This window comes from Xanthomonas sp. NCPPB 3174 (genome assembly GCF_056725205.1).
Genome location: NZ_CM161517.1, coordinates 1,238,279 through 1,260,009 on the forward strand (window position 1 = coordinate 1,238,279; position 21,731 = coordinate 1,260,009).

A 21,731-nucleotide genomic window follows, 5' to 3' on the forward strand; every position below is an offset into this window, starting at 1 on the left:
GCAAGGCATGCCAGTGTGCGGCATCGGCGATGGCGCTGCGCGAGGAGAAGGCGCTGTCGTTCACCAGCGGTCTCCGCTGTCGGCCAGCGCGCGTCGGCAGGCCGACAGGCCGCGCACCACGTGTTTCTTGACCATGTGCGGCGACACGCCCATGCGTTCGGCGATCTGCTTGTAGCTCAGCCCGTCGCGGTATTGCATCACCAGCACCGCACGGGTGCGCGCGGGCAGGTCGGCGAGCAGGGCCTGCAACTGCTGCTGGCGCTGCCGGCGGTGTGCGCTGTCTTCCACGTCGTCTCCCGCCGCCAGCAATTGCGAGAACTGTTCCATCTCGTCGATGCGCAGCGGCGCCTGGCGGCGACGCGCGGCCTGTTCGCGCGCCAGGTTCTGCGCGACCGTGTACAGATAGGCTTCGGGATTGGCGATGGCCTCGCCCTGTTGCCGATGCGCGCGCAGCAACCGCAGATAGGTCTCCTGCACCATGTCCTCGGCGTCCTCGCGTGCGCCGCGGCGCACGAAGAAGCCGCGCAGCACCGGGCCGTGTTCGGCGAACATGCGCGCCCATGTGCGTTTGGGGTGAGCCGCCACCGCGCCTGCCTTGTCCCTGGGGTGCCGGGCAGGCTAGAAGCTGCAGATGACGGTTCGGTGACGTGGGGGGCGATGTGCGGGGAACAGGCGGTGTTCGCCCTTCCTGTGGGAGTCGCCTGTCATGCAGTGGCGACGCGCGAAGCGGTGCGCTTTCTGGTGGCGCAATGCGTCGGGACTGAAGTCCCTCCCACAGTGCACACGGCGGGCTTGCTGTAGGAGCGGCTTCAGCCGCGATGGGCTCTACCGTTAGCGCCTGTCGCGGCTGAAGCCGCTCCTACGAAAGCATGGTGGATGCATCTGGCAGCGACCCACTAATGCGAATCGCGCGCCACCGCGTCGCCGCTGCTGCCGACCAGGAAGTCCAGGTCGGCGCCCAGGTGCGCCTGCTGCACGTGCTCCACGTAGAGCTTGCTCCAGCCGCGCGTCGGTGCCGGCGGCGCGGTCCATTCGCTGCGTCGGCGCAGCAGTTCCTCGTCGCTGACTTCCAGGTGCAGTGCGCGGCCGGGGACGTCGAGTTCGATGATGTCGCCGTCGCGCACCAGCGCCAGGGTGCCGCCGGCGGCGGCCTCGGGCGAGGCGTGCAGCACCACGGTGCCGTAGGCGGTGCCGCTCATGCGCGCGTCGGAGATGCGCACCATGTCGGTGACGCCGGCGCGCAGGAGCTTCGGCGGCAGGGGCATGTTGCCGACCTCGGCCATGCCCGGGTAGCCGCGCGGGCCGCAATGCTTGAGCACCATGATGCAGTCGGCGTCGATGTCCAGCGCCTCGTCGTCGATACGCGCCTTGAAGTCCTCGATGCTCTCGAACACCACCGCGCGCCCGCGGTGCCGCAGCAGGTGCGGCGAGGCGGCCGACGGCTTGATCACCGCGCCGTCCGGCGCCAGGTTGCCGCGCAGCACGGCGATGCCGGCCTCCGCGCGCACCGGCGCGTCCAGCGGGTGGATCACCTCGCGGTTCCAGCACGGCGCCTGCGCCACGTTCTCGCCCAGGGTGCGGCCGTTGACGGTGCGCGCGTCCAGCGCCAGTTCGCCGCCGAGTTCGCGCATCACCGCCGGCAGCCCGCCGGCATAGTAGAAGTCTTCCATCAGGTACTGGCCGGACGGTTTGAGGTTGACCAGGCACGGCAGCCGCGAGCCGAGCCGGTCCCAATCATCCAACTGCAGCGGCACGCCCACGCGGCCGGCCAGGGCGAGCAGGTGCAGCACCGCGTTGGTGGAGCCGCCGATCGCCGCATTGACCTTGATCGCATTGGCGAAGGCGTCGGCGGTGAGGATCTGCGACATGCGCAGATCCTCTTCCACCATCTGCACGATGCGCCGCCCGCTGAGCCGCGCCAGCCGCGCGCGGCGCGCGTCCACCGCCGGGATCGCCGCGTTCTCCGGCAGCGACATGCCCAGCGCCTCGACCATGCTGGCCATGGTCGAGGCGGTGCCCATGGTCATGCAGCTGCCCTTGGAGCGCTGCATGCAGGCCTCGGCCTCGACGAAGTCGTCCTGACTCAGGGTGCCGGCGCGGACCATCTCCGACATTTCGATCACGCCGGTGCCCGAGCCCAGCGGTTGCCCGCGCCAGTTGCCCGACAGCGACGGCCCGCCGGACACGCCGATGGTCGGCAGGTCCACGCTGGCCGCGCCCATCAGCAAGGACGGGGTGGTCTTGTCGCAGCCCATCAGCAGCACCACGCCATCCAGCGGATTGGCGCGGATCGATTCCTCCACGTCCATGCTGGCCAGGTTGCGGAACAGCATCGCGGTGGGGCGCATCTGCGTCTCGCCCAGCGACATCACCGGAAACTCCAGCGGAAACCCGCCGGCCTCGTACACGCCGCGTTTGACGTGTTCGGCCAGTTCGCGCAGGTGGCCGTTGCACGGGGTCAGTTCCGACCAGGTATTGCAGATGCCGATCACCGGGCGGCCATCGAACACGTCGTGCGGATGGCCGGCGCTCTTGAGCCAGCTGCGGTAGTAGAAGCCCTGCTTGCCTTCGCGCCCGAACCACGCCTGGCTGCGGCGCGGCGGTTTGCTGGGTGAGCCCATGTCGGCGGATTCCTCGAGTCCAGGACGCCGGGATCCGCCTTGTGCGCAAGCCGCCCCCGGATGCTTTACGCCGGGGATGCTAGCGGGCATATTGATACGTGAAAAATAGCAAATATCTCCGAATGGATATTTGTTTTCATATATCGAAATCCTATCCACCTAGAGCGAAACGGCATGGACAACTCGGCAAGCGCAGCGCCTTCCTCCCTCGGCAACGCAACCTACGGCAGCCTGCACGGGCGCCGCGTCTTCATCACCGGCGGCGGCTCCGGCATCGGCGCCGCGCTGGTGGAGGCCTTCGCCGCGCAGGGCGCGCAGGTGGCCTTCGTCGACGTCGCGGCCGAGGCCAGCGCCGCGCTGGCCGAGCGGCTGGCCGCGTCCGGCCTGACCGCGCCGTGGTGGCGTCGCTGCGACGTCACCGACGTGGCCGCGCTGCAGGCGGCGATCGGCGACGCGGCGGCCGAGCTGGGCGACTTCCACGTGCTGCTCAACAACGTCGGCAGCGACGACCGCCACGCGCTCGACGCGGTGACCCCGGAGTACTGGGAGCGCTGCGTGTCGATCAACCAGCGTGCCGCGTTCTTCGCCATCCAGGCGGTGGTGCCGGGCATGCAGCGGCTGGGCGGCGGTTCCATCGTCAACCTCGGCTCCACCGGCTGGCAGAGCAAGACCGGCGGCTACCCGGTGTACGCCACCGCCAAGTCCTCGGTGAACGGCCTCACCCGCGGCCTGGCGCGCGACCTGGGCGCGTCGCGGATCCGCATCAACGTGCTGACCCCGGGCTGGGTGATGACCGAACGCCAGGTCACCCTGTGGCTGGACGAGGCCGGCGAGCGCGAACTGGCGCGCAACCAGTGCCTGCCGGACAAGGTGATGCCGGAGGACATCGCGCGCATGGCGCTGTTCCTGGCCTCGGACGAGGCGCGCGCGATCACCGCCCAGGAGTTCGTGGTGGACGGCGGCTGGACCTGAGTGGTTGGGGATTCGGGCTTCGCGCGTCGCGGCTGAAGCCGCTCCTACAAAAGCAGTGCGCATGTGGTGCTATGCGTTGTGGGAGGGACTTCAGTCCCGACGCGATCGGCTGCCCCTGGCAGTGGCAGGTGCGTCACGCATTGCGCGTCGCGGCTGACGCCGCTCCTATGGCAGACGCAATCAGTCGTCCGTCGACAGCGACGGTGCGGCGACGCCGTAGACCGTGGTCGCCGCCTCCTGCAGCGCCTGCAGCACGATCCGCGCGCCCGGCGACAGCAGCCAGTCGCGGCGGGTGATCAGGCCGAAGGCGTCCATGCGGCAGGACAGCGCCACCGGCACGATCGCCACGCTGCCGTGGTCTGCGAAATGCCGGGCCACGTCCTCCGGGACCACCGCCAGCGCGTCGCCATGCCGCAGCAACTGCGGCAGCACTACCAGCGCCGAGGTCTCGATCACCCGCTTGGGCGCCTCCAGCCCGGCGTTCTGGAACATCAGTTCGAATCGATGGCGCAGCACGCTGCCGTCCGGCGGCACGATCCACGGCGTCTCGGCCAGCACCGCCAGCGTCGGCACCGGCCCCGCCAGCAGCGGATGGCCGGGGCGGGCGATGGCGCAGACCTTTTCCTCGGCCAGCGCCTGGTAGTGCAGATGGCGCTTGTCGTGCCGCGCGAACAGCCGCGCCACCACGATGTCCAGCTTGTTCTGCGCCAGTTGCTCCAGCAGCACGTCGCTGCCGTCCACGCGCAGGCTCACCCGCAGCAGCGGATGCTGCGCGCCGACCTGGGCCAGCGCCGACGGCAGCAAGCTCATCGCCGGGCCGGCGATCGCGCCGACGCCGACGCTGCCGGCATAGCCGGCCTTCAGCGCCTCGATCTCCGCGCCGGCCTCGCCGAGGCTGGCCAGGGCGATGCGCGCGTGGCGGATCATCGCCTCGCCGTACCAGGTGGCGCGCATGCCGCGCGGCAGGCGCTCGAACAGCGGCACCGCCAGCATGTCCTCCAGGTCCTTGAGCAGCTTGGAGGCGGCCGGCTGCGACATGTTCAAGGTCTCGGCGGCGCGGTGGATGTTGCCTTCCTCCTCGATCGCCAGCAGCAGCATCAATTGCCGGGTCTTCAGGCGGGCGCGGACGAACCAGGGCGGGGCAGCGGGCATGGCGCTCAGAGCGATATGAATGTTCGTATACGTTAAGCCAAAACCGATATTTGTTGCATATATGTCGTCCCGCCAGAATAGGTCGGGCGCATCGCGCCGCGCGTGTCCCGCGTCGCCCGCTGCGCGTCCGCATTCCGACAGGCGACCGATTCATGCGATTGATCCAGTTGCTCGATGACGCCGGCACCCCCGGCGTCGGCGTGGTGGAAGACGATGGCCGCCAGGTGCGGCTGTTGCGCGAGGTGGCGTCCACCTACGCGCTGGCCAACGCCGCGCTGGCCGCGGGCAACAGCCTGGAGGCGCAGGCGCAGCACCTGCGCGGCGAGCGCGTACTCGATTACGCCGCGCTGCTGGCCGCCGGCCGGGTGCTGCCGCCGCTGACCCATCCGGACCCGGCGCATTGCCGCGTCACCGGCACCGGCCTGACCCACCTGGGCAGCGCCGCCACCCGCGACGCCATGCACCAGAACCTGCAGCAGCAGGCGGCGCAGGGCACGCTCACCGATTCGATGAAGATCTTCCAGCTCGGCGTGGACGGCGGCATCCCGCGCGACGGTCAGCCCGGCGCGCAGCCGGAATGGTTCTACAAGGGCGACGGCAGCAGCCTGGTCGCGCCGGGCGCGCCGCTGCCGTCGCCGGACTTCGCCCTGGATGGCGGCGAGGAGCCGGAACTGGTCGGGCTGTACGTGATCGGCGCCGACGGCGTGCCGTACCGGCTCGGCTTCGCGCTGGGCAACGAGTTCTCCGACCACATCACCGAGCGCCAGAACTACCTGTACCTGGCCCATTCCAAGCTGCGTGCCTGCGCGGTCGGCCCGGAACTGCGCTGCGGCGCGTTGCCGCGCGACCTGCGCGGGCACAGCCGCATCCGCCGCGGCGACGCGGTGATCTGGGAGAAGCCCTTCGTCACCGGCGAGGCCAACATGTGCCATTCGCTGGCCAATCTCGAATACCACCATTTCAAGTACGCCGCGCACCGCGTGCCCGGCGACGTGCACCTGCATTTCTTCGGCACCGCCACGCTGAGCTTTGCCGACGGCGTGCAGGCGCAGCCCGGCGACCGCTTCGAGATCGAACTGGCCGAGTTCGGTGCGGCGCTGGTCAATCCCTTGCAGCGCGTCGACAGCGGATTCGCCCTGGGCGGCGTGCGCGCGCTGTAGAACCGCACGGAGGTAGGCATGACCCGACGTTTCCAGAGCTACATCGACGGCCGCTGGGTGGCCGGCGACGAGCTCGCCCCCGACGAGAATCCGTCCGACCTGTCGGCACCGGTCGGCGAAGCCGGCAGCCTCGACGCGGCCACGGTGCGCGAGGCGATCGCCGCGGCCAACGCGGCGCAGTCGGCGTGGGCCGCGAGCACCCCGCAGCAGCGCGCCGACGCGCTGGACGCGGTCGGCAGCGAGATCCTGGCGCGCAAGCAGGAACTGGGCGCGCTGCTGGCATCGGAAGAGGGCAAGACCTTGCCGGAGAGCATCGGCGAGGCGGCGCGCGCCGGGCAGATCTTCAAGTTCTTCGCCGGCGAGGCCCTGCGCATTCCCGGCGAGACGCTGGCCTCCACCCGGCCCGGGGTCAACGTCGAGATCACCCGCGAGCCGGTCGGCACGGTCGGCATCATCGCGCCGTGGAATTTCCCGCTGGCGATCCCGGCGTGGAAGATCGCGCCGGCGCTGGCCTACGGCAACACCGTGGTGTTCAAGCCGGCGGAGATCGTGCCCGGCTGCGCCTGGGCGCTGGCCGAGATCCTCAGCCGCGCCGGCCTGCCCGACGGCGCGTTCAACCTGGTGCTCGGCAGCGGCAGCACGGTCGGCCAGGCGCTGGTCGGCGAGCGCGGCATCGATGCGCTGAGCTTCACCGGCTCGGTGCCCACCGGCAACCGTTTGCTCAAGCAGGCCGCCGAGCGCGGGCTGAAGATCCAGTTGGAGATGGGCGGCAAGAACCCGCTGGCGGTGCTGGCCGATGCCGACCTGGACCTGGCGGTGGAGATCGCGGTCAACGGCGCCTACTTCTCCACTGGCCAGCGCTGCACCGCGTCGAGTCGGCTGATCGTCGAACGCGCGGTGCACGACGACTTCGTCGCGCGCGTGCGCACGCGCCTGGCTGCGCTGAAGATCGGCCATGCGCTGGAGCCGGGCGTGGACATCGGCCCGGTCGCCAGCGCCAGCCAGTTCGAACAGGACCGCGACTACCTGCGCATCGCCCGTGAGGAAGGCGCCGAACTGCTCTACGGCGGCGAGGCGCTGGAGTGCGCGCACCGCGGCTACTACCTGCGCCCGGCGCTGGTCGCGGCGCAGCCGCAGCATCGCATCGCCCGCGAGGAAGTGTTCGGCCCGGTCGCGGCGGTGCTGGTGGCCGACGACTACGAGCACGCACTGGCCTTGGCCAACGACACCGAGTTCGGCCTGTGCGCCGGCATCGCCACCCGCTCGCTGAAGCACGCAACGCATTTCAAGCGGCACGCGCAGGCGGGCATGGTGATGGTCAACCTGCCCACCGCAGGCGTCGACCCGCATGTCCCGTTCGGTGGACGCAAGGCGTCCAGCTACGGCCCGCGCGAGCAGGGCCGGTATGCGGTGGAGTTCTACACCACGGTCAAGACGGCTTACACATCCGCACCATGAACTGATCGAATCAGCGCACGCCGGCCTGGGAGGGTGGGCGGCGAGGCGCGGCCTCCGGGCCCGTCCGCCGCCAGCGTGCCATCAACGAGGAGGGGCTATGCAGAAGCACACGTCGGGAATGCGGGCGCTGGGAATCGCGGCACTGCTGGGGATGGCGCTGGCCGCGTGTTCCGGCGGCGGCAAGGATGCCGGCAAGGCGCACGGGCAACTCACCGTCGGTTTCAGCCAGGTCGGCGCCGAGAGCGAATGGCGCACCGCCAATACCGCGTCGATCAAGCAGGCCGTGGCCGATGCCGGCATGACGCTGAAGTTCTCCGACGCGCAGCAGAAGCAGGAGAACCAGATCAAGGCGCTGCGCTCGTTCATCGCCCAGCGCGTGGACGTGATCGCGTTTTCGCCGGTGGTGGAGTCGGGCTGGGAGACGGTGCTGCGCGAGGCCAAGGCCGCGAAGATCCCCGTGGTGCTGACCGACCGCGCGGTGAAGGTGTCCGACGACAGCCTGTACGTGACCCTGATCGGCTCGGATTTCGTCGAGGAAGGGCGCAAGGCGGCGCGCTGGCTGGTCGAGCGCTCGCCGCTGAAGGACGGCGACAAGCCGGTGCGCATCGTCGAACTGCAGGGCACGGTCGGCTCGGCGCCGGCGATCGATCGCATGAAGGGCTTCAAGGAGATCCTGGCGGCGCATCCGCGCTTCCAGATCGTGCGCTCGCAGAGCGGCGACTTCACCCGCGCCAAGGGCAAGGAAGTGATGGAGGCGTTCTTGAAGTCGGAGGGGCGCAACATCGACGTGCTCTACGCGCACAACGACGACATGGCGATCGGGGCGATCCAGGCGATCGAGGAAGCCGGCCTGAAGCCGGGCAAGGACATCCTGGTGATCTCGGTGGACGGGGTGAAGGGCGCATTCGAGGCGATGCAGGCCGGCAAGCTCAACGTCACCGTCGAATGCAATCCGCTGCTGGGCCAGCAGCTGGTGCAGGCCATCCGCGACCTCAAGGCGGGCAAGCCGCTACCCAAGCGCATCGTGGTGGAGGAGTCGGTGTACACCCAGGACCAGGCCGCGGCCGAACTGCCCAAGCGCAAGTACTGAGGCCGCGCGCATGCATCCGCTGGTGCTGGAGGCGCAGGGACTGAGCAAGGCCTATGCCGGCGTGGCCGCGCTGGAGGACGTGGCGCTGCGCCTGCGCGGCGGCGAGATCCACGCGTTGATGGGCCAGAACGGCGCCGGCAAGTCGACGCTGATCAAGCTGCTCACCGGCGTGACCGCCGCCGACGCCGGGCGCATCGCGCTGGACGGTGTGGCGGTCGCGCCGGCGTCGCCGCAGCAGGCGCAACGGCTGGGCATCAGCACCGTGTACCAGGAAGTGAATCTGTGCCCGAACCTGTCGGTGGCCGAGAACCTGTTCGCCGGCCGCTACCCGCTGCGCGGCTGGCTGCGGCGCATCGACTGGCGCCGGGTCGAGCGCGAGGCCGAAGCCGGCCTGCAGCGTTTGGGCATCGCCATCGACGTGCGGCGCGCGCTGGGCAGCTATCCGGTGGCGGTGCAGCAGATGGTGGCGATCGCGCGCGCGGTCGGCGTGTCGGCGCGGGTGCTGATCCTCGACGAACCCACTTCCAGCCTCGACGAAGGCGAGGTGGCCGAACTGTTCCGGGTGATGCGCGCGCTGCGCGATGGCGGCATGGCGATCCTGTTCGTCACCCATTTCCTGGACCAGGTCTACGCGGTGGCCGACCGCATCAGCGTGCTGCGCAACGGCCGCCTGGTCGGCGAATACACGCCGGCGGCATTGCCGGCGCCGCAACTGGTCGCGGCGATGGTCGGGCGCGCGCTCGACCCAGCCAGCGCCGCGGCCGCCGCGGTGCGCGCGGCCGCGTCCGAGGACGCGGCGCCGCTGCTGCAGGCGCAGGGCCTGGGCCGGCGCGGCCAGTTGCAGCCGGTCGACCTGCACCTGCGCCAAGGCCAGGTGCTGGGCCTGGCCGGCCTGCTCGGCGCCGGCCGCACCGAACTGGCGCGGTTGCTGTTCGGGCTGGATCGTGCCGATCGCGGCCGCGTGGCGATCGACGGCCGCGAGGTGGCGCTGCGCGGCCCGCCCGACGCGATCGCCCACGGCCTGGGGCTGTGCCCGGAAGAACGCAAGACCGAGGGCATCGTCGCCGAACTGTCGGTGCGCGAGAACATCGTGCTGGCCTTGCAGGCGCGCATGGGCCTGCGCCGGTTCCTGGCGCCGGCCGAGCAACTGCGCATCGCGCAGGGCTACGTGGACGTGCTGGGCATCAAGACCGCCAGCCTGGAGACGCCGGTGGGGCTGCTGTCCGGCGGCAATCAGCAGAAGGTGGTGCTTGCGCGCTGGCTGGCGACGCGGCCGCGGCTGCTGATCCTGGACGAACCCACCCGCGGCATCGACATCGCCGCCAAGCAGGAGATCATGACCCGGATCCTGGCCCTGGCCCGCGAGGGCATGGCGGTGCTGTTCATCTCCGCCGAGGTCGCCGAACTCGCGCGCATCGCCGACCGCATCGCGGTGTTGCGCGAACGCCGCCTGGTCGGCGAATTGCCGGGCGGCTGCGGCGAGCGCGCGATCTTCGAGCTGATCGCCGGGAGCGCGGCATGAGCGCCGCCGCCGCTCCCGAGACCACCGTGGCGCGCTGGCCGGCACGGGTGCGCACGCACCCGCTGTTCTGGCCGCTGGCGACGCTGGCCGTGTTGCTGCTCGGCAACGGCCTGTTCGATCCGGGCTTCCTGAGCCTGCAATGGCGCGACGGCCACCTGTACGGCAACCTGGTCGACATCGGCAACCGCGCCGCGCCGCTGGCGCTGGTGGCGATGGGCATGACCCTGGTGATCGCGGTACGCGGCCTGGACATCTCGGTCGGCGCGGTGGTGGCGATCGCCGCGACGGTGGCGGCATGGATGATCGGCGGCGGCGAACACAGCCGCTTCCCGCTGTGGGCGGTGCTGCTGGCACCGCTGCTGGTGGCGGCGCTGTGCGGGCTGTGGAACGGGCTGCTGGTGGTCAAGGTCGGCATGCAGCCGATCATCGCCACGCTGATCCTGATGGTGGCCGGGCGCGGCATCGCGCAGCTGATCGGCGACGGGCAGATCCTGACCATCTACTACCCGCCGTATTTCTATCTGGGCAACGGCTTCCTGCTCGGTCTGCCGTTCGCGCTGTTCGTGGTCGCGGCGGTGTTCGCGGCCTTGCAACTGCTGCTGGGGCGCACCGCGCTGGGGCTGTTCGTGCGCGCGATCGGCCACAACCCGCGCGCGGCGCGGGTGGCGGGCGTGCGCGCGCGGCTGATCGCGGTGCTGCTATACGTGTTCTGCGCGTTCAGCGCCGGCCTGGCCGGGTTGCTGATCAGTTCCAACGTCAAGAGCGCCGACGCCAACAACGCCGGGCAACTGATGGAGCTGGACGCGATCCTCGCGGTCACCCTCGGCGGCACGCTGCTCGATGGCGGCCGCTTCAGCCTGGCCGGCAGCGTGATCGGCGCGCTGATCATCCAGACCCTGACCGCGACCATCTACGCCTTCGGCGTGCCGGCGCAGGTGACCATGCTGATCAAGGCGTTGCTGGTGTTCGCGGTGATGCTGCTGCAATCGCCGCGCTTCCGCGCCAACCTGCGCGGCTGGATCCGGCGGCCGCCGCCGCAGGTGCGGCCATGAGCGCGGCGGCTCCACGCCTGGTTGGGTCCGGCCTGCGCAAGGCGGCGGGCATGCTGCAGGGCGCGCGCCTGCCGCTGGCGATCACGGTGGCGCTGTTTGTGGCCATGCTCGCGGCCGGCGGGGTGCTCTACGACGGCTTCCTGGCGCCGCAGGTGCTGGCCAATCTGCTGATCGACAATGCCTTCCTGTGCATCGCCGCGGTGGGCATGAGCCTGGTGATCCTCAGCGGCGGCATCGACCTGTCGGTAGGCGCGGTGCTGGCGTTCACCACCGTGCTGTCGGCATCGCTGGTCGAGCGCCACGGCTGGTCGCCGCTGGCGGCGATCCCGCTGGTGCTGCTGCTCGGCAGCGTCTTCGGTGCGTTCATGGGCCTGCTGATCCAGCGCTACCGCCTGCAGCCGTTCGTGGTGACCCTGGCCGGCATGTTCCTGGCGCGCGGCGCCAGTTACCTGATCAGCGTCGATTCGATCCCGATCACCGACCCGCTGTACACCGCGATCGCGCAGGCGCGGCTGCCGCTGGGCGGCGACGCGTCGCTGTCGGTCGGTGCGTTGATCGCGCTGGCGATGGTGGCGCTGGGCATGTGGCTGACCCAGTGCACCCGCTTCGGCCGCTGCGTGTACGCGCTCGGCGGCAGCGAGGCATCGGCGAGGCTGATGGGCCTGCCGGTGGAGGCGACCCAGGTCCGCGTCTACGCCTTCAGCGGCTTCTGCTCGGCGCTGGCCGGGGTGGTGTGCACGTTCTACATGCTGTCCGGCTACAGCCTGCATGCGCAGGGTCTGGAGCTGGACGCCATCGCCGCGGTGGTGATCGGCGGCACCCTGCTCGCCGGCGGCAGCGGCTACGTGATCGGCACGCTGTTCGGCGTGCTGATCCTGGGCGCGATCCAGACCCTGATCGTGTTCGACGGCACCCTCAGTTCGTGGTGGACACGCATCGTGATCGGCGGCCTGTTGCTGCTGTTCTGCCTGCTGCAGCGGTTGCTGACCCGGCGCCTGCCGGCGGCGGATGCGGTTGCCTGACCCAGGTCGCCGCGTGGCGCCAGCGCGCCCGCGCGTGCGCGCCTGGGTTGCCGGCGTCGGCACCCGCTAGCGGGGCGCCAACGCCGCGGTGTCGTCCTGCAGCGGGGTGACCGCGATCCAGTCGATGTCCGGTGCGTACCGCGAGCGCAGCAGGATGTCGGGCGCGCGCTGCGAGATGTAGTGGATGCCGTCGGCGTCCGGCACCTCTTCGCCGGAGATCTGGATGCGATTGCGCCCGACGTGCAGTTCGATCGGCACGCTCAGTTCCCACCAGTTGTTGCGGTGGAAGCTGTGCGGGAAGCTCGCCAGTATCGGCGCCGACCCGTTGACGCGGATGCGCCCGATGCGCGCCAGCGGATCGGGGTTGTAATGGCTCGCCTTCGACTGCTCGTCGTTGGCGTAGCGCAGGGTGAGCATGTACGAACCGGTGCGCGCGACCGCGACCGAGTCGAAGGTGAGCGTATTGCCGTTGCCGGGCTCCCCGCCGATGCCGGTGACCGCCTCGCCGCCGCTGGCGAGCGTGGCCTTGGTGCGCTGCGTGCTGCCGGCGAGCGTCGCCTGTTCGGCTTCGTAGCGCGGGCCGAGCACGGCGCCGGGCCCTACACGCAGGCGATCCAGCAGCGGGCGCTCGGCGCTGCCGCCGACCACGATCTTGTTGATCCCGCCCATCAGGAACACGCGCTGCGCAGGCGCCTGCAGCGGGTGGCCGTTGACGGCGAGCGACAGCGCGCCGGGCGTGGCCAGATCCAGCGACAGCGGCGTCAATCCTGCCTGCGGCGCATACACCCAGAAGGTGGCGGTGGCGCCGGCCGGCAGCGCCACCGCGCCGGCGCCGGAGACGTCGTCGCGGTCGTAGCGCGCCTGCGCGCCGCCCTCCAGTCTGGCGAGTTCGGCTTCGTAGACCTGCGTGTCGCTGGCGGGGTCGGGCAAGGACAGGCCGATGCGATCGATCAGCGCATTGCCGTGCGTATGCCGGCGCCCGTCCGCGCTCGCGCTGGCGATGCCGAGCACATGGCGGCCCGCGCGCAGTGCGATGCGCAGGTCGGCGTGGTCCCACACCACCGGCTTGTAGCCGAGCGGCAGCATCACCTCGCGTTCGCTGGCCGCGTCCCCGTCGATGCGCACGAAGACGTTGGTCGGCCCGAGTGCGGCGACCAGCGGATCCTGATTGAAACTGTTGGCGAGGATGCGCAGATCGTACACGCCGTCCTGCGGCACCTCGATGGGGAAGTCCAGGCGCACGTCGCGCGCGCTGGCGAATCCGCCGACGGCGTAGCGGCCGGAGGTGAAGAAGCGATCGAGCGCCTGCGGCGAGCCTTCCGGGCCATGCCGTTCATAGCCGCTGCCGTGGTGCGCGGCGTCCTCGGCTTCGTACTGCCGCTGCCAGCGCAGTGGCGGCGTGCCCGCGGGGCCGCCGTGCGTGCCGGGCATGACCACCAGGCTGTAGGCCGATTCGGCCGCCAGCGCCGGCAACGCGCCCTGGCCGAACTGCAGATCGATGCCGTCCGCGACGACCGGCACCTGCACGTCCGCGAGCAGGCGCGGCGCAGCGGCGTCGCCGAGCTGTCCGGTCCAGGGGATTTCGTGCACCACCACGCGGGCCTGCGCGCCGAAGCTGGCATGGGGAACGTGGGTCAAGGACAGCGTGGCGGGCCCACTGCCGCCGCCGAACAGGACCCGTGCCTGCGTCTGCTGCTGGTCGAACGCGGCCACCGCTTGCAGGCTGTCGTCCTGCCCAGGATGCGGTGGCGTGACCGCCACGGTGCGCATGCCGCGCATCGCGGCATAGGCGTTCAGCAGCCACCACTGGCCGTTGCCGCGATTGGCCTGGACGGCCGAGTCGCTCAGGTTGCCGTCGATGTTCCAGTACGCCAGATCGGCATCGACCTTCGCCGCTTCGATCGCCGCCGCCCACTGCACGATCTGCCCCGGCACCGAAGTGTGGTAGTTGAACGCGTATTCGTCGATGTTGATCGGCAGGTGCCGGCCGGCCAGCGCGGTGCCGGCGAACAGTTCCTGCTCCCAGCCGCGGAAGCGGGCCACGCTGCGCGTCAGCGACGCGGGATTGGTCAGCTCGTGCCAGGTGACCACGTCCGGCAGGGTGCCCGCGCGCAGCGCATGGAGCAGGAAACCCTTGTCCTGGTCGTACAGGATGCTGGTGTTGGGGCCGGCGATGCGCGCGTCCGGCAGGATGGCGCGGATGCGTCGCCATGCACGGTCCCACGCGTCGAAATAGGCGCTCGGGTCGCTGCGCCAATCCACGCCGTTGCAACTGTCCGGACCCGCCTGTCCGGGTGCGGCGGCCTTGGCGAACATGTTGCCTTCGGGTTCGTTGAACGGCACGAACACCACGTGTCGGCGGTACTGCGCGGGCAGCGCCTTGACCTGTTCGACCTGGCGCGCGATCTCGTCCAGGTAGTGCGCCACCGACTGCGCGCAGTCGCCCTGCGTCCAGCGGTAGGGGAAACCGCGGTGGATATCGGTCATGTAGATGTAGGTATCGCCACCGGAGCCGCTAGCGATGGAACGGATCACCTCCAGCGCATCGGCGCCGGGATGCTGCAGCCCGTCCTGCGCCTTGGTCGCCACGCTACGCAGGCCGATGCCCTCGACCAGGTTCGGGGACGGCAGGCGCGCGTCGTAGAGGCCGTAGAGACTGCCGGACGCGCCGCCGTGGAACGGGCCGGTGTCCTGCCCCAGGTCGACGGTGAGGCGATCGGCGGCGATCGCGGTGCCGGCGCAGGTGGCCAGGCAGCAGGCCAGCAGCCGCGAGGCGGGAGAACGGTCGAATGCGCGCATGGGCGGGAGGTCGGTAGGGAGCGATACGTCCGGCAGGGCACAGCAACACCGGCTGCCAGGCCTTGGCGGCAGGATAGGGCAGCCGTCCAGCGCCGACCAATCACGTAAATCGGCCACGCGATACGCAAACTGGAATGGTGCGCTGCGCACGCCGCCGACCGCGATGGCGTAGCGGCGCATGCCGCGTCGGGCGCTGGCGCAGCGTGCGGGCGTAGAATTCGGCAACCGCAAGCGGAGTGCCGACATGCTGACCATCTGGGGCCGCCACAACTCGAGCAACGTCCGCAAGGTGCTGTGGTGCGCCGAGGAGATCGGCCTGGCCTACACCTCCATCGAGGTCGGCGGCGCGTTCGGCGGCAACGACGCACCGGCCTATCGCGCGCTCAATCCCAACGGCCTGGTGCCGGCGATCGAGGACGATGGCCTGGCGCTGTGGGAATCCAACGCCATCGTGCGCTACCTGGCCGCGCGCTACGCGCCTGGCACGCTGTACCCGCAGGATCCGGTGCTGCGCGCGCACGGCGACAAATGGATGGACTGGACCACCTCGCGCTTCGCCGGTGCCTTCCGCGACCTGTTCTGGGGCGTGCTGCGCACCGCGCCCGAACAGCGCGATGCGGGCAGGATCGCCGCCGCGCTGGAACAATCTGCCGAATTGTTGCGTACCGCCGATGCCGCGCTGGCGCAGCAGCCATGGCTGTCGGGCGAGCACTTCGCGATGGGCGACATTCCGCTGGGCAGCTTCGCCTATGCCTGGTTCGAGATGCCGATCGAACGCCCGGCGCTGCCGCACCTGCATGCCTGGTACCAGCGCCTGCAGCAGCGCCCGGCCTACCGCAAGGGCGTGATGACGGCGCTGACCTGAGTGCGGCGCGCACGGCCGGCGCGTCGTCGGCGGCCATGCGCGTGCGCTGTTCTTGCGTGTGCGATTCCACTGACGGCAAGGAGCCGCCTCCCTTGATCGAGCCTCCCAAGATCGTGCTGTGCATTCCCGGCCCATGGCTGGATCGGTCCGAGCTGCTCGCGCGCATCGTCCAGGACAGCGGTGGCTACCTGTTCGCCGGGCAGGTGCTGATGCACATGGACAGCGGCCAGGCGTGCGAACTGCAATACGAACCGCACGACGCACGCATGATGGACGCGTTCGCCGCCGCCGGACCACACTGGCGCGGCTCCGCGGACATGGCGCGCATCGGGACGCACGCATCGGTCGTCTACCTGATCGGTGCCGGCGGCTCGCGGGTGCGCGCGGAGGCGATGATGCGCGCGGCCGCGGCAGTGCTGGATGCCGGCGGCCTGGGAGTGAAGGTCGAAAGCAGCGGCGTCGCCCACAGCCCGGCCGCTTGGCGGCAGCTGTGCATGACTCTGTCGCAAGGTAGTGCCCATCGCGCCTATGTACTGAACATCACCGGCGAGCAGGTGCATTCCTGCGGCATGCACCAGTTCGGCATGAAGGACGCGATCGTCGCGGCGCAGGCGGCGCCCGACCCGGTCGGCCTGCTGCACACCTTCACCTGCTACCTGTTCAACGAAGCGCCCGACGTGCGCGTCGGCCATACCTTCTCGGTCGCGGCGGACGCGCCGCGCTACCGGCTCCAGGCCGAGCCGAGCAGCCAGTTCCAGCCCGGCGACCTGTTCGCCAATCCCTATGGACTGTGGCGGCTGACGCCGCTGTGACCGCGGGTTTCTGCCCGCATCCGTGTGCGGGGATCGGCGCTGCCGTCTTCGAACGCCTGCGTGGTGTCAGGGGCGTCCGCCCGCCACTGCCGGCAGTGCATCGCCGCCCGCGCGGCGCATCACCCAGTTGAACAGCGGCGTGGCCATCAGCGTGGAGGTGATGGCCATCAGCACCAGGATCGAGAACAGGCCCTGCTCGATCACCCCGGCCTGCAGGCCGATGTTGATGATGATCAGCTCCATCAGCCCGCGCGCGTTCATCAGCGCGCCGATCGCCATCGCATTGCGGTTGTTCTCGCCGCTGATCCGCGCCGCGGCCCAGCAGGCGATGCCCTTGCCCAGGAACGAGGCCAGCAGGACCGCGCCGGCGGCCAGCAGGATCTGCGGGTCCAGCAGCACGCTCAGCTCGGTCTTGAGCCCGGAGAAGGTGAAGAACATCGGCAGCAGGAACACCACCACGAACGGTTGCAACTGCTCGCGCAGCTTCTCGGTCAGCGCGCCCTTGGGCAGGCAGGCGCCGAGCAGGAAGCCGCCGAACACCGCGTGGATGCCGATCGCGTCCATCGCCCAGGCGCTGAGGCAGAACAGCATCAGCACCACCGCCAGCACGCCGGCGCTCAGCGGCTGGTCGGAGCGCACGTGGTCGGCCAGGCGGCGCAGCCAGTGGCGGCCGACCAGCAGCATGAATAGCGCGTAGCCCACGCCGCCGCCGATCGCCAGATAGGCGCTGCCCCAACTGCCGCCGAAGCTGGCCAGCACCACCGCCAGGATGCACCAGGCCGCGGCGTCGTCGACCGCACCGGCGGTCAGCGCCAGGGTGCCCAGCGGACTGTTGGTGAGACCGCGCTCGTGGATGATCCGCGCCAGCATCGGGAATGCGGTGATGGCGATGGCCGCGCCCAGGAACAGCGACGCCTCCAGCAGCTTGGCCTTGGCCGAGAACAGCCCCGGCACGTGCAGCAGCCACGGCGCCAGCACGAACGCCAGCACGAACGGCACGGCGATGCCGGCCAGCGACACGCCCATCGCGCTGCGGTAGCGCGTGCGGAAGTGGTCGCCACGGAAATCGGTGCCGACCAGGAACATGTACAGGCCCACGCCGAACTGCGCGGCCACGTACAGCATGTCCAGGGTCGGCTTGGGAAACAGTGCCTGCTGCAGGTCCGGCAGCAGCGCACCGAACAGCGATGGGCCCAGCGCGACGCCGGCGATCATCTCGCCGACCACCTGCGGCTGGCCCAGGCGCCTGGCCAGCAGGCCGACCAGGCGGCACACCAGCAGGATCACCGCCGCCTGCAGGAAGAAGTACACCGACATCTGCGGGGTGGTCATGGGCGGCCGTCCTGGAAGTGTCGGCGGATGATAGGAGGCCGGCGCCGCGAAATCCATGCGCGCGCCGCGTCACGTGGTGGGGCGGGGCGCGTTTGCGGTATGGTGCCTCGCGCGCCGCGTGCCTGGTACGCGCGCAGGCCGACACCGCAGGACGCACCGGAGGACGAAGCGATGAGCACGGGATGGACGCGGCGCCATTGCCTGGGCGCGGTTGCCGCAGGCGCAGTAGCCGGTTTGATGCCTGGGGCCGCCATCGCAGGCGCTGCCAGTGCGAGCGATGCCGATGCGCTGTATCGGCGTGCGCTGGTGCTCGACGCCAACGCGCTGGCCTCGATCGGGCAGGTGTTCGATGGCCCGGATGTGCCGCAACTGCTGCAGCAGTTGCACGACTCCGGCGTGTCGGCGCTCAAGACCACGCTGGGCGGTGCGGCCGGCGACTTCGAGACCGCCGTGCAGGACATCGCCGCCGCGCAGGCGCTGGTCGACCGCTATCCGCAGCACTTCCTGAAAGTGCTGCAGCCGGCCGACCTGCGCCGCGCCAAGCGCGACGGCCGTGTGGCGTTGATTTTTTCCTTCGAGTCGGCGGCGATGCTGGGGGACAAGCCCGCGCGTATCGAACTGTTCCGCCAGCTCGGGGTGCGGGTCATGCAACTGACCTACAACCGCACCACGCCCTTCGGCGTGGGCTGCCTGGATGGCGACACCGGCGGCGTCACCGCGCTCGGCCGCGACGCCATCGCACGCATGAACCGGCTCGGGGTGGCGCTGGATCTCAGCCATTCCAACCTGCAGACCACCCGCGACGGCATCGCCTTGTCGCAGCGCCCGCCGGTCGTCACCCATGCCGGTTGCGCCGCGGTGTTCGCGCATCCGCGCAACAAGCGCGACGCCGAACTGCGCGCACTCGCCGACAAGGGTGGGGTGATGGGCGTGTACATGCTGCCGTTCCTGACCGACGAGGGCCGTCAGCCGCAACTGGCCGACTACCTGCGCCACCTGCTGCACGCGCTGGACGTGTGCGGCGAGGACCATGTCGGCATCGGTACCGATTCGCTGTTCTTCCCTGCCACGGAGCAGGACCGGCGCGCGTTCGCCGCGGACCTGGTCCAGCGGCGCCGCGACGGCATCGGCGCGCCAGGGGAGAACCGGCTGCCGTACCTGCCCGACGCCAACACCCCCCGCAAGCTCGAACGCGTTGCCGACGCGCTGCTGCGCCAGGGCTACGGTGCCCGGGTCGCCGAAAAGGTGCTGGGAGCGAATTTCGAACGGGTGTTCGGCGAGATCTGGGTCGCCTGACACTACGGAATGACGCATTGGCGCGCTTGCGCTTGTCTCGCGTGACGCCATGCCGTCGTTCCACGCAGCGTTCCCGACCGTTCCAGCAGCGCTGCAGCGCGCGCATTGACCGCGATCTCGCGCAGGTTCAGACTTGTCGCTCCCATTCGCACCCGAACGTCCTGCCGCCATGGCCCACGCACCGCTGCTGATATTGCCCAACGCCCTGCGCGTCAGCGCAGGCCGGGTGCGCCTGCCTGAAGGAGTGGTCGACGCCGTGCGCTAACGCCGGCCATCGCCGATCCGCCGCAGACAAGCACCCGATGGGTGCTTTTTTATTGCCTGTTTTTCGCTGTTCCACCGTTCCGACACGCCAAGGAGAACGTGCCATGCACTACGCCGCCGAACCCGAAACCTAGCCGCATGCCCGCCTCGCCAACGGGGCATGCGGCGCCCCCCGTGTTGGCAATGCGGAACCTATCTCATGAACACGCACACCCTTTCCCGCTGGCGCAATCTCGGCATCATCGCCCACATCGACGCCGGCAAGACCACCCTCACCGAACGCCTGCTGTGGGCCACCGGCGCGATCCATCGCATCGGCGAAGTCCACGATGGCGCCGCCACCACCGATTTCTCCGACATCGAGCGCGCCCGCGGCATCACCATCGGCGCGGCTGCGGTGCAGGCGCAGTGGGCGCCAGCCGGGCAGCCGGCGCATCGCCTGACCCTGATCGACACCCCCGGGCACATCGATTTCGCGATCGAGGTGGAACGTTCGCTGCGCGTGCTCGACGGCGCGGTCGCGGTGTTTTCCGCGGTCGACGGCGTGCAGCCGCAGTCGGAGACCGTGTGGCGGCAGGCGCGTCGCCACGCCGTGCCGATGCTCGCCTTCGTCAACAAGATGGACCGCGCCGGCGCCTCGTTCGACGGCGTGCTGGCGCAGTTGCGCAGCAAGCTCGACGCGACGGTGTGGCCGGTCGGCGTGCCGTTGCCCGGCGACTCAGGTTTCGCCGGCTGGAGCGATCTGGTCGGCGGCCGCCTGCTGACCTGGGACGACGCGGGGCAACTGCACACGCGCGCCTGGAACACCGAGGAGGACGCCACGTTCGCGAATGCACGCGAGCAGTTGATCGCCGCGGTGGCCGAGCACGACGAGGCGCTGGCGCAGGCCTATCTCGAGGAACGCGCGATCGACGCCGGATTGCTGCGCGCTGCCTTGCGCCGGGCCACCCTGGCCGGCGCCGGCGTGCCGGTGCTGGCCGGCTCGGCGTTCAAGCGCAAGGGCATCGAACCGTTGCTGGACGCGATCGTCGACTGGTTGCCGTCGCCGCTGGACCGCCCGCCGGTCGTCGCCCGCGCGGATGCGGACACCGATGCCGGTGCCGAAGACGGGCACGAGACCTTGCTGGCGCCGGATCCGTCCGGTCCGCTGGCGGCGCTGGTGTTCAAGTTCGCGCATACCGCGCAGGGGCCGCTGGCGTTCGTGCGCGTGTATTCGGGCACCTTGCGCGTCGGCGACACGGTGTGGACCTCGCATGCGCGACGGCCGCGCCGGGTCGGCCGGCTGGCGGTGGTGCAGGCGCAGCGCACCCACGACGTGGAGCAGGCCCAGGCCGGCGAGATCGTCGCCGTGCTCGGCTGGAAGGATGCGGTCAGCGGCGAGACGCTCAGCGGCGTGCAGGCGCGGTGGGTACTGGAACGCATTCGCACGCAGCCGCCGGTGCTGGCGTGGCGGCTCGGCGCGGCCAGCGCGACCGAACTGGTGCGGCTGGGCCAGGGCCTGGCGCGGTTGGCGCAAGAGGATCCGTCCTTCCTCGTCGACAGCGATCCGGAGACCGGTGAAGCGGTGATCTGGGGCATGGGCGAACTGCACCTGGAGGTGATGGTCGAGCGATTGCGCAGCGAGTGGCACGTGGACGTGCGCACCGGCGCGCCGCGCGTGGCCTACCAGGAAACGCCGCGCGCGGCTGCGCTGGGCGTGGCGGCGCGGCTGTCCAAGCAGAACGGCGGCCAGGGCCAGTTCGCGCAGGTGGTGCTGGATGTGCTGCCGCGCGCGGACGGTGCAGTCACCTTCGTCGACCGCAGCCGCGGTGGCGTGGTGCCGAAGGCGTTCGTTGCCGCCACCGAGAAGGGTGCGCGTGCGGCGCTGGCGCAAGGCCCGCTCGGCCACCCGGTGGTCGGCGTGGAGGTGGTGCTGGTCGATGGCCAGGCGCATGCGGTGGATTCGTCGGACCTGGCGTTCCAGCGCGCGGCGTCCGACGCGGTGAAGGCGGCGCTGGCGCAGGTCGGCACGCAACTGCTGGAGCCGGTGATGGCGGTGGCGATCGATACGCCGGCCAACAGCGTCGGCGATGTGCTCGGCGATCTGCAGCGGCGCGAGGGACGCGTCGTGGCGATCGAAGAGCGCGGCTTCCGTGCCGAGGTGGTCGCGCAGGCGCCGCTGGCGCAGCTGCAGGCCTATACCACCGCATTGCGTTCGCTGACCCAGGGACGCGCATCGGCGAGCATGACCTTCGATGGCTATGCGCCGGTCAAGGCTGCGTGAGCCGGATCGCCTGCTGGCGATGCGGCAGGAGGACGAGGAGCCGGTTCGCCG

16 protein-coding genes are annotated in these 21,731 nt (G+C 70.4%); 11 read left to right on the forward strand and 5 right to left on the reverse strand.

Annotated features, from left to right (window positions below):
* Positions 1 to 60 precede the first annotated feature (60 nt).
* Positions 61 to 585: an RNA polymerase sigma factor gene (locus AC1PK7_RS05605; protein ID WP_209029497.1), complete on the reverse strand. Its 525-nt coding sequence runs from the start codon at positions 583 to 585 to the stop codon at positions 61 to 63.
* A gap of 311 nt (positions 586 to 896) precedes the next feature.
* The gene (locus AC1PK7_RS05610; RefSeq protein WP_481100124.1) at positions 897 to 2,621 is read right to left on the reverse strand and encodes an IlvD/Edd family dehydratase; all 1,725 of its coding nucleotides are present in this window, start codon (positions 2,619 to 2,621) and stop codon (positions 897 to 899) included.
* Between the two features lie 174 nt (positions 2,622 to 2,795).
* On the opposite strand from AC1PK7_RS05610, the gene AC1PK7_RS05615 reads away from it, so the two are divergent.
* On the forward strand, positions 2,796 to 3,593 hold the full coding sequence (locus AC1PK7_RS05615; protein WP_481100125.1) for an SDR family NAD(P)-dependent oxidoreductase: 798 nt from the start codon (positions 2,796 to 2,798) through the stop codon (positions 3,591 to 3,593).
* Positions 3,594 to 3,773: 180 nt separating this feature from the next.
* Here the strand turns inward: AC1PK7_RS05615 and AC1PK7_RS05620 are convergent, their stop codons facing one another.
* The gene (locus AC1PK7_RS05620) at positions 3,774 to 4,745 is read right to left on the reverse strand and encodes a LysR family transcriptional regulator (RefSeq protein ID WP_481100126.1); all 972 of its coding nucleotides are present in this window, start codon (positions 4,743 to 4,745) and stop codon (positions 3,774 to 3,776) included.
* Between the two features lie 152 nt (positions 4,746 to 4,897).
* Between AC1PK7_RS05620 and araD1 the strand changes: the two genes are divergently transcribed.
* The 6 genes from araD1 (at position 4,898) to yjfF (ending at position 12,049) form a co-directional block, all read left to right on the forward strand.
* Positions 4,898 to 5,905 (forward strand): AraD1 family protein, encoded by a 1,008-nt coding sequence (gene araD1 / locus AC1PK7_RS05625; protein ID WP_481100127.1) that lies wholly within the window; start codon positions 4,898 to 4,900, stop codon positions 5,903 to 5,905.
* An 18-nt stretch (positions 5,906 to 5,923) separates the two neighbouring features.
* Positions 5,924 to 7,363 (forward strand): aldehyde dehydrogenase family protein, encoded by a 1,440-nt coding sequence (locus AC1PK7_RS05630; RefSeq protein ID WP_481100128.1) that lies wholly within the window; start codon positions 5,924 to 5,926, stop codon positions 7,361 to 7,363.
* Positions 7,364 to 7,460: 97 nt separating this feature from the next.
* Positions 7,461 to 8,453: an ABC transporter substrate-binding protein gene (locus AC1PK7_RS05635; protein WP_481100129.1), complete on the forward strand. Its 993-nt coding sequence runs from the start codon at positions 7,461 to 7,463 to the stop codon at positions 8,451 to 8,453.
* Between the two features lie 10 nt (positions 8,454 to 8,463).
* Complete coding sequence (locus AC1PK7_RS05640; RefSeq protein WP_420009180.1) at positions 8,464 to 9,975, forward strand: sugar ABC transporter ATP-binding protein; 1,512 nt, start codon at positions 8,464 to 8,466, stop codon at positions 9,973 to 9,975.
* A complete protein-coding gene (locus tag AC1PK7_RS05645; RefSeq protein WP_481100130.1) occupies positions 9,972 to 11,027 on the forward strand; it encodes an ABC transporter permease in 1,056 nt (351 codons plus the stop codon). The genes AC1PK7_RS05640 and AC1PK7_RS05645 overlap by 4 nt, the downstream gene beginning before the upstream one ends.
* Positions 11,024 to 12,049, forward strand: coding sequence for a galactofuranose ABC transporter, permease protein YjfF (yjfF, locus tag AC1PK7_RS05650; RefSeq protein ID WP_481100131.1), 1,026 nt, complete (start codon positions 11,024 to 11,026; stop codon positions 12,047 to 12,049). Before AC1PK7_RS05645 ends, yjfF begins: the two co-directional genes overlap by 4 nt.
* A 66-nt stretch (positions 12,050 to 12,115) precedes the next feature.
* Here the strand turns inward: yjfF and AC1PK7_RS05655 are convergent, their stop codons facing one another.
* Positions 12,116 to 14,848: a cellulosome protein gene (locus AC1PK7_RS05655; RefSeq protein ID WP_481100132.1), complete on the reverse strand. Its 2,733-nt coding sequence runs from the start codon at positions 14,846 to 14,848 to the stop codon at positions 12,116 to 12,118.
* Between the two features lie 244 nt (positions 14,849 to 15,092).
* Here AC1PK7_RS05655 and AC1PK7_RS05660 point away from each other — a divergent pair, with 244 nt between their 5' ends.
* Positions 15,093 to 15,713: a glutathione S-transferase family protein gene (locus AC1PK7_RS05660; RefSeq protein WP_481100133.1), complete on the forward strand. Its 621-nt coding sequence runs from the start codon at positions 15,093 to 15,095 to the stop codon at positions 15,711 to 15,713.
* A 92-nt stretch (positions 15,714 to 15,805) separates the two neighbouring features.
* Positions 15,806 to 16,525, forward strand: coding sequence for a hypothetical protein (locus AC1PK7_RS05665; protein ID WP_481100134.1), 720 nt, complete (start codon positions 15,806 to 15,808; stop codon positions 16,523 to 16,525).
* Positions 16,526 to 16,591: 66 nt separating this feature from the next.
* On the opposite strand, the gene AC1PK7_RS05670 is transcribed toward AC1PK7_RS05665, so the two are convergent.
* Complete coding sequence (locus AC1PK7_RS05670; RefSeq protein WP_481100135.1) at positions 16,592 to 17,857, reverse strand: cation:proton antiporter; 1,266 nt, start codon at positions 17,855 to 17,857, stop codon at positions 16,592 to 16,594.
* A 237-nt stretch (positions 17,858 to 18,094) separates the two neighbouring features.
* On the opposite strand from AC1PK7_RS05670, the gene AC1PK7_RS05675 reads away from it, so the two are divergent.
* Complete coding sequence (locus AC1PK7_RS05675; RefSeq protein WP_481100136.1) at positions 18,095 to 19,153, forward strand: dipeptidase; 1,059 nt, start codon at positions 18,095 to 18,097, stop codon at positions 19,151 to 19,153.
* A gap of 463 nt (positions 19,154 to 19,616) precedes the next feature.
* Positions 19,617 to 21,680 (forward strand): elongation factor G, encoded by a 2,064-nt coding sequence (fusA, locus tag AC1PK7_RS05680; protein ID WP_481100137.1) that lies wholly within the window; start codon positions 19,617 to 19,619, stop codon positions 21,678 to 21,680.
* Positions 21,681 to 21,731 lie beyond the last annotated feature (51 nt).